This is a genomic window from Chloroflexota bacterium (assembly GCA_035652535.1).
Classification (GTDB): Bacteria; Chloroflexota; UBA6077; order UBA6077; family SHYK01; genus DASRDP01.
Genome location: DASRDP010000150.1, coordinates 86072 through 92921, shown reverse-complemented (window position 1 = coordinate 92921; position 6850 = coordinate 86072). Strand labels below are relative to the sequence as shown.

The window sequence follows — 6850 nt, the reverse complement described above, 5'->3', positions numbered from 1 at the left end:
TACCGGATGCGGGCCTACCAGGACCCGCCGCCGGAGGAAGGAGGCGCTGCTATCATTCGCTGACCTGCCCGGGGCTCTGCACTATTCGCGATCAGCTCTCTGCACTTTTGATGATCGCCAACAGTGCGGGACGTCCGGCACGAGAATGGCGTCTCTCAGGAAGGGCTGGCTATTGCTTCCGGCCTCGATTGCACCGTCATCAGCGCAGTCGAGCGTGGAGTCCGCAATCCGTCCTTGCTGAGCGTGTACTCCTTGGCCGACGCGCTTGGCGTGCCGATCACTCGGCTGCTCCCATGTGATGACAGCGTCACCCCGAACGGATAGATTCGCGCCCCGTTTCATTCGCTCTCGGCGTCCGCCGACTGCCCACCATGACGCGCTCGTGCGTCGCCGTTGCGCTCGCAGCGGATCCTTCCAGGAGCGTGACTCAAATGCGCCACTCACAGCCACACGACCCTCTCTCGGCGAACGACTATTCCCGCAATCGTGGATTCCTAATCGCTCGCCGCGAGGGTCCGACCATCCTGGCGCTCGCCTATGCAGGTCGGTCCGAGGACGCGCGGGCCGCGCTGGAGAAGGCGAGCCGCGATCAAAGCGAGGACGAAATGGATCCAGCAAATGAGCTCGCCGACTATCTGGAGGCCGCGGTTATCATCCGGGACCGCAAGCTCGCCGCGGCATTCGCCGGCCTACTGGGTGATCTGACCGCCGTCCACAGGCAGATCAGCGTATCGAATGTGGCGCGACCTCTGGGCGAAGCGGCGGCGCTGACGGGTGACCTCGCAACCGCGCGCCGCCACTACGATCGATCGCTCACGTGGGCGACCCAGATTCGCCACCGACCCGAAATTGCCCTGACGCGGCTCGCGCTCGCCGAGCTCCTGCTGGAGGGATCCTCGGACGAGCGTGCTGAGGCGAAAAGCCACCTAGACTTTGCGATCGAGGAGTTTCGCGCGATGAAGATGCAGCCGTCCCTGGAGCGCGCGCTCCGCCACAAGGGCCTACTGCACGCGTAGACCGCACAACATCTCGCCATAGCGTCTCGTTTACTTAGCTGCGCACCCCCACGCAGGCTTCGCCCATCATCTCATCCCGCTCTCGGGGAGCCCAACTTCAATCCCCCGCCGGCGCAGAAGCGGCATGACCTTGTCTCCAAACGTGCGTAGGCCGACGAGGAAATCCTGGAATGCCATCACAATTCCGTCGACGGCGCCGTTCACGGCCAAGTCCTCAAAAAACTCGGCGGTGTGCTCAGGTCCTCCCACGCAGGTCAGACCGCCGTAAATGATCCGATCCTCCGACTCATACCGATCCTTCATGTTCGCGACGCGCTCAGCCGTCCGGTCACGAGCCCGGAGGTGGAACACGTTGTCAATCGCGTCACGGTCGGCTCCAACCACATAGTCCTGGTACATCGCCCGTGCCGCATCCTCAGTCTCGCCGAGGATGAGAATCACGTTTGCCTGGGTCCTCACGGGCCGCCCAACTTCTTCCCCCAGCGCCTTCGCTTTCAGGCTGGCTGCCTTCGTTTCCTCCACCGAATTGCCCGTGATGAACGCGTAGTTGCAGTGCTCCGCGACGAAGCGGTAACCACGCTCGGAAGAGGTGGCGCAGACGATGGACGGGAACGGCTGCTGAACCGGATGAGGCAAGGACATACAGTCATCCAGATGGAAGTACTGTCCGTGGTGCGTTACGTGCTCCTCGGTCCACAAGCGCTTCACGACGTGTAGCCATTCCTCGGTGTATTCGTAACGGTACGTCTCGAAGTGGGCCGGATAGAGGCCCATCTGCGAATACTCAGCCCTATTGGCCGCACTCACGATGTTTAACATGAGCCGACCCTGGCAAATATCATCGAGGGTAGCCGCCATCTTGGCGAAGACCGCCGGGTGGATGATAGCCGGCGCGATCGAGGCGATCAGACCTGCGCGACAAGTGTACGGAGCCAGACCGGCAGTCAACATCATCGATTCGACCGTGTAATTCCAGAAGCCTGTTGCGCCACCGAATCCCCGCCATTTGCACATCGAGAAGATGTAGTCGAAGCCAACCTCTTCGGCGAGTTGCGTGATCCGCCGATTGAGGTCGTACGTGGGCATGTACTGCGGCGAGCTCTTCGAGATAATCCAGCCATTGTTGCCCACCGGCATGAAGACGCCAAGCTCCAACATCGCGCCATTCCTCTCGTTGGATTCAAACCTGTCATTCCCGCCGGGAATCTGCGGCCAAACCAGCAGGATCCCAGGATTCCTCCCTCCCCCCAGTCGGTGGTAGCTCCGACAACTCGTCGCAGATCACACGTGTCGTGGCCACGCGCGCGAATCGTTGCGCGAGCACGCTCAGCGTTACGCGGAGCACGTCTTCTCGGCTGACCGGACCCCAACCCTGGTCGGAGACCGCCCGGGTCAAGCAGGCGTCGTAGACGACCACCGACTGCAGATCGAAGTTGAACGCGTCACGCACGGTTGTCTCGATCCCCCCGGACAACGACAGCCCGCAGATGATCATTGTGTCGCATCCAAGCTCGCGAAAATGGGAGATCAGGTTGCTGCCGAAGAATCCTCCCCACCGCGGCTTCCGAACCACCGTCTCACCGGGCAGCGGCCCGAACTGAACGGGAATATCGACTCCGGCCGTACCCCAGAGCAGGCGACCGCTATCGCCTCTAGGTGCCGGTCCGATGGAGGGGTCGCCCTGACCTGGCGCGATGAAGGCAACGGCGAGACCGGCCCTGCGAGCGGCCGCTAGGAGAACGTGAATATTGTCCAGTACCAGTTTTAGCCCGGGGTCATACCCTGGATCATTCACGTCCACGAAATCATTGACGACGTCGTGGACGAGCACAAGCGTCGATTGCGGCTTGATAGTCACGTGCGCGCTCATCCTTCGCCTTTAGCCTTACCACAGATCCGGCTGCTGTTTCGCCGGATGGAGCCTGCAGCTACGCAGCCGAGAGGCCGAGTCCCAGGAGTAGCTCCACCTAGCGCAGCTCCCACTGCTGAATGTTCCAGAACACGTTCGTCTCGGGAGCACCTTCCTTTGGACCCGTGAGCGATGCGGCCGCAGCCAAGACGATGGGCGGAAAGTGAAGAGAGATCACTGCCAGGTCCTCGCTGAAGACGCGGGCCAACTGCGTCATTAGGTCGCCCCGCTCAGCGCGCTCCAGGGTCGAGCTGAACTGCCCGACTAGCCGCGTATATTCCGTGTTCGTCCAGCTGATCTGCGACCCGCCGCGCCAGCCGTTCTCGGGCGTCGGAATGTTCCCGGGAATCGGAGCGAGCGCGATACGCTCGGTGGCCGGCGAGGTCGTTAGGCGCAACCCCGGATAGCCGGCTGCGGTCTCGAGATCCTGGGAGCGCGCCGGGGGGATGATCTGCTGGTTGATCTTGAAGCCGGCATTCTCCCAATCATTCGCGAGGGCAGCGAGTTCCGTGGCATACGGCCCTGCCGTGGTTCGCACTTCGACGGCGAACTCGCCCTCCGTCGCACTCGTATACACCCCATTAGGGCCCTTCTCGAAGCCCGCTTCGCGCATCAGCTGCTCTGCGAGCTGCAAGTCGTGGTTGTGTTTCACAGCACCCCGCTGGACCTCAGAGCCCCACTGGCCTGTAGTTGGTAAATAGTAGTCTGCCTCGAGACCGACCCCGGCGTTCATTGCGTCGTTGAACGCTGGTCGGTCGATCGCGTGGGCAATCGCTCGGCGCACCCGCACATCAAGAAGGGCCTGCGGCGACGTACGCTCAGGCAAGAACTGAACCCCAAGCCCGTGCCAGAAGCCACCAACCTGGTAGAGCACCGTTCCACCCTGTTTGGAGGCCCATTCATCTTTGAGGGTCAACGCATTCGGAATCGCCATCGTGAAGGGAGCAGCAAAGTCCAGATCACCACTAAGCAGGTGAGCGAGGACAGCGTTCGCATCCGAGATGAACATGATCTTGATCCGATCGATCTTTGGCCGCCCGCCCGCATGGCCTTCGAAGGCCGCCGCTTCTATGAACGAACCGGGTTCCCAGTTCACCACGCGGTAAGGGCCCAACCCCAGGAACTCCCGAGACCAGTATGGGTGCGTCAAGAAAGTCTCTACGGGTTCATTCGTGAAGTGCGATTCCAGGAGCTGTCGGGGAAGCGCAGGGAAGTTCTGATCTCTCCCGGTCATGTGTCCAGCATCGGGGTAGGGTCGCGTCCAATGGATTGTGAATGTCCGGGCGTCGGAAGCTTCGACCCGCTCGATGCTGTTAAAGGGCGGTTGGAGCGCCAGGCCAACATCAGGGGTCCCGTACACTCGGAAACTGAACACGAAGTCTTCAGCCGAGAGTGGCGTCCCGTCCTGCCAGGTGAGGTTCGGACGCAGTCGATACGTCGTCTCCATGCGACCATCCGGAAGCACCCGCCAACTGTCGGAGTTGAGTTGGGGGAGTGCCTCGACCAGGTAAGGAACAGGACTTCCCCGGTCGTCTGCGATAGCAATGTCTGCGTTGAAGATCGCCGTGTGCTGCACGTCGGCGAATGTCTCACGTGGCGGGCGAAGCGACAGCGACGTAGGTTCCGCGCGGATCGCGATCGCCAAGGTGCGTTGCGCCATTGGTGCGGGCTGGGATGGTTGGGTAGTCGACGGTACGGGGGATGCGGCCGTGCAAGCGTTGAGGAGCACCGATAGGCCGATGATCGTTGGCCAAGCCATCCTGCTCATAAAGAACATCACCTCTCAACGGATGGTCCGAACTGCTGGGCCCGACCGAATGAGACCGCGGTCGAGCGCTGCGTCAGCCTTGATCGCGATGATGACAGCACCCCGCCCGGCAAGAGACAGCGGACTCAAGGCTTCCACATTGGTCCGCCATTGGCGGCTAGTTTATCGGCGAACGCGGAGGCGATCAAAAAAAGCGGTGACTGGATCAAAAGGCCTACCACGAGGACCGAACCGTGGATAGCGCGGGAGGATCTGTGGCGCCGACTATTGCACTTCAGTTGGCTCGGAGGGCCTTGTAGGGGGGTTGGGCCAGTACCGCTCCCGAAGGGCTTCGTGGGTCTCTGTTAGGCTCCACCGCATGCCTTGATGAGCGCTGCTTCCCTGCGTGGCGAACGTTAGCGAGCCCACAAAATACCGGTCGTCGTCGAACGAGATCGGCAACATGACGCTGGAAATCAGATCAGCCACCGTGTCCTCCTTTCGTGGAGATGTCCTGGCGAAATGTGCAGCGACTTTGTTGCGCCATAGGTGGACCTCGGGCATCACGCGCTTGACATACTCCCCCGCGAGCTTCGGGTTTTCGGTGGTTCCCAGCCAGCCGACCAGACGCACGTAGTTGCATGCGGAGACCGCGTACCAGTGACATGCACTAACGATAAGACCCGTCGGAACCCATGCCATGCCCGGTGCATTGCCGAAAAAGAAGAACTGCTTCGTGGAGTCCAGCGTGCCGAGGACTTCGACCTCGATCTTTCTCATTTGCTGGTACAAGAAGTCTCCGCAAAGCTCCGAGCCACGCCTGGGGCAACCCGCCCGCCTCCGCTTTCGGCGCACCGGATGCAGTACAACTGGCACGACGGCGAGCCCGTATGAGCCCGCGTCAACACGCAGCACGTTGACCCGGCCTGAGCGGTCAACCATTTGAAGGAGCAGGTTCTGTGCTGACGCAAGAGGAAAACGCCTTTCTCACCCAAGTGGGCCCGGGAACCCCAGCCGGCGAGTGGTTGCGCCGGTACTGGCAGCCGATCGCCCCGGCGTGCGAGTTGACGAACGAGCAGCCGACCAAGTTCGTCCGCGTTCTCGGCGAGGACCTGGTGCTGTTCAAGGACAAGAGCGGGAACGTCGGCTTGATCCAGGACCACTGCGCCCACCGGGGAGCCAGCATGCTCTACGGGCGGGTAGAGGAGCGAGGGATCAGCTGCGCCTACCACGGCTGGCTGTACGACACGATGGGGAACTGCCTGGAGACCCCGGCCGAGCCGGCGGACAGCAAGTTCTCCCTCACCGTCAAGATGAAGGCCTATCCCGTCCAGCGGGCGGCCGGCCTGTACTTCGCCTATCTCGGGCCAAGCCCAGCTCCAGCGCTGCCACGGTACAGGGAGTGGGTGCGCGTGGACCGCAAGATGCGGGTCACCGTCTACCCCATGCTGGACTGCAATTACCTCTCTTCCGTTGAGAACGCACTCGACCCGGCACACCTGCAGATCCTGCACCAGGACGTGGCCAACCGACCGCTAGTCCCCATCAACAGCACGCGGGGCACGACCGACGACGTGCTGACCTTCGACTTCTATGAGACGCCATACGGCATCATGAAGCGCCGTGTCTATAAGAACGGTATGGTGGACGAGCATCCGTTCGTCTGGCCAACCTACCTTGGCACCACCTGGCTCCGCACGCCGGTGGACGACACCCACACCCTGGTGTTCATCGTGGGCGAGGGCTACCGCGTGCGGCCTGACGCGAACCTGGTCGAAACCGACGACGCCATCTACGAGTACCTTCCGCCGCTGAAGACCCCTGCGGAGGCGCTTCATCCCGAAGCGCAGTTCCGCTTCTATGCCCCCTTCGGCCAGATTGCTGCTCAGGACCACGTGATGTGGGAAACCCAAGGGGTGATCACCGATCGGACGAACGAACGCCTCGCGACCTCTGACCGCGGGATCGTTCTGCTCCGGGAGCTTCTGCGGCACAACATCCAGCGGGTGATGGAGGGACTCGATCCGACCGGCATCATCCGGGACCCCGAGCACGAGCCGATCGACGTCACGATGGGCCGGGTTCGGCTCGTGGGCCAGCCCGACGAGGCGACGGCGACGGCTATGGCGCCTCGAGAGGCGGTGATCCCGCGTGGGCGGCAGGCGGCGTGGAGCTGAC

Annotated in this window: 7 protein-coding genes; 3 read left to right on the top strand and 4 right to left on the bottom strand. The window is 62.2% G+C overall.

Annotated features, from left to right (window positions below):
- Nucleotides 1-123 precede the first annotated feature (123 nt).
- Both VFC51_18650 and VFC51_18645 read left to right on the top strand, forming a co-directional pair.
- Nucleotides 124-324, top strand: coding sequence for a helix-turn-helix transcriptional regulator (locus tag VFC51_18650; protein ID HZT09046.1), 201 nt, complete (start codon nucleotides 124-126; stop codon nucleotides 322-324).
- Between the two features lie 281 nt (nucleotides 325-605).
- On the top strand, nucleotides 606-1016 hold the full coding sequence (locus VFC51_18645; GenBank protein HZT09045.1) for a hypothetical protein: 411 nt from the start codon (nucleotides 606-608) through the stop codon (nucleotides 1014-1016).
- A 66-nt stretch (nucleotides 1017-1082) separates the two neighbouring features.
- On the opposite strand, the gene VFC51_18640 is transcribed toward VFC51_18645, so the two are convergent.
- The 4 genes from VFC51_18640 to VFC51_18625 form a co-directional block, all read right to left on the bottom strand.
- Nucleotides 1083-2174: an LLM class flavin-dependent oxidoreductase gene (locus tag VFC51_18640; GenBank protein HZT09044.1), complete on the bottom strand. Its 1092-nt coding sequence runs from the start codon at nucleotides 2172-2174 to the stop codon at nucleotides 1083-1085.
- A gap of 31 nt (nucleotides 2175-2205) precedes the next feature.
- Nucleotides 2206-2874: an isochorismatase family cysteine hydrolase gene (locus VFC51_18635; GenBank protein HZT09043.1), complete on the bottom strand. Its 669-nt coding sequence runs from the start codon at nucleotides 2872-2874 to the stop codon at nucleotides 2206-2208.
- Nucleotides 2875-2983: 109 nt separating this feature from the next.
- Nucleotides 2984-4570: an ABC transporter substrate-binding protein gene (locus VFC51_18630; GenBank protein ID HZT09042.1), complete on the bottom strand. Its 1587-nt coding sequence runs from the start codon at nucleotides 4568-4570 to the stop codon at nucleotides 2984-2986.
- Between the two features lie 387 nt (nucleotides 4571-4957).
- Nucleotides 4958-5464 carry a hypothetical protein gene (locus VFC51_18625; GenBank protein ID HZT09041.1) on the bottom strand — a complete coding sequence of 169 codons (507 nt, stop codon included), beginning with the start codon at nucleotides 5462-5464 and terminating at the stop codon, nucleotides 4958-4960.
- 167 nt (nucleotides 5465-5631) lie between these two features.
- Between VFC51_18625 and VFC51_18620 the strand changes: the two genes are divergently transcribed.
- A complete protein-coding gene (locus tag VFC51_18620) occupies nucleotides 5632-6849 on the top strand; it encodes a Rieske 2Fe-2S domain-containing protein (GenBank protein ID HZT09040.1) in 1218 nt (405 codons plus the stop codon).
- Nucleotide 6850: the final 1 nt, after the last annotated feature.

Bases quoted from the DNA above. Each gene is read 5' to 3' on its own strand.
- VFC51_18645 (HZT09045.1), top strand. From the start codon at position 606: ATGGATCCAGCAAATGAGCTCGCCGACTATCTGGAGGCCGCGGTTATC.
- VFC51_18640 (HZT09044.1), bottom strand. From the start codon at position 2,174: ATGTTGGAGCTTGGCGTCTTCATGCCGGTGGGCAACAATGGCTGGATT.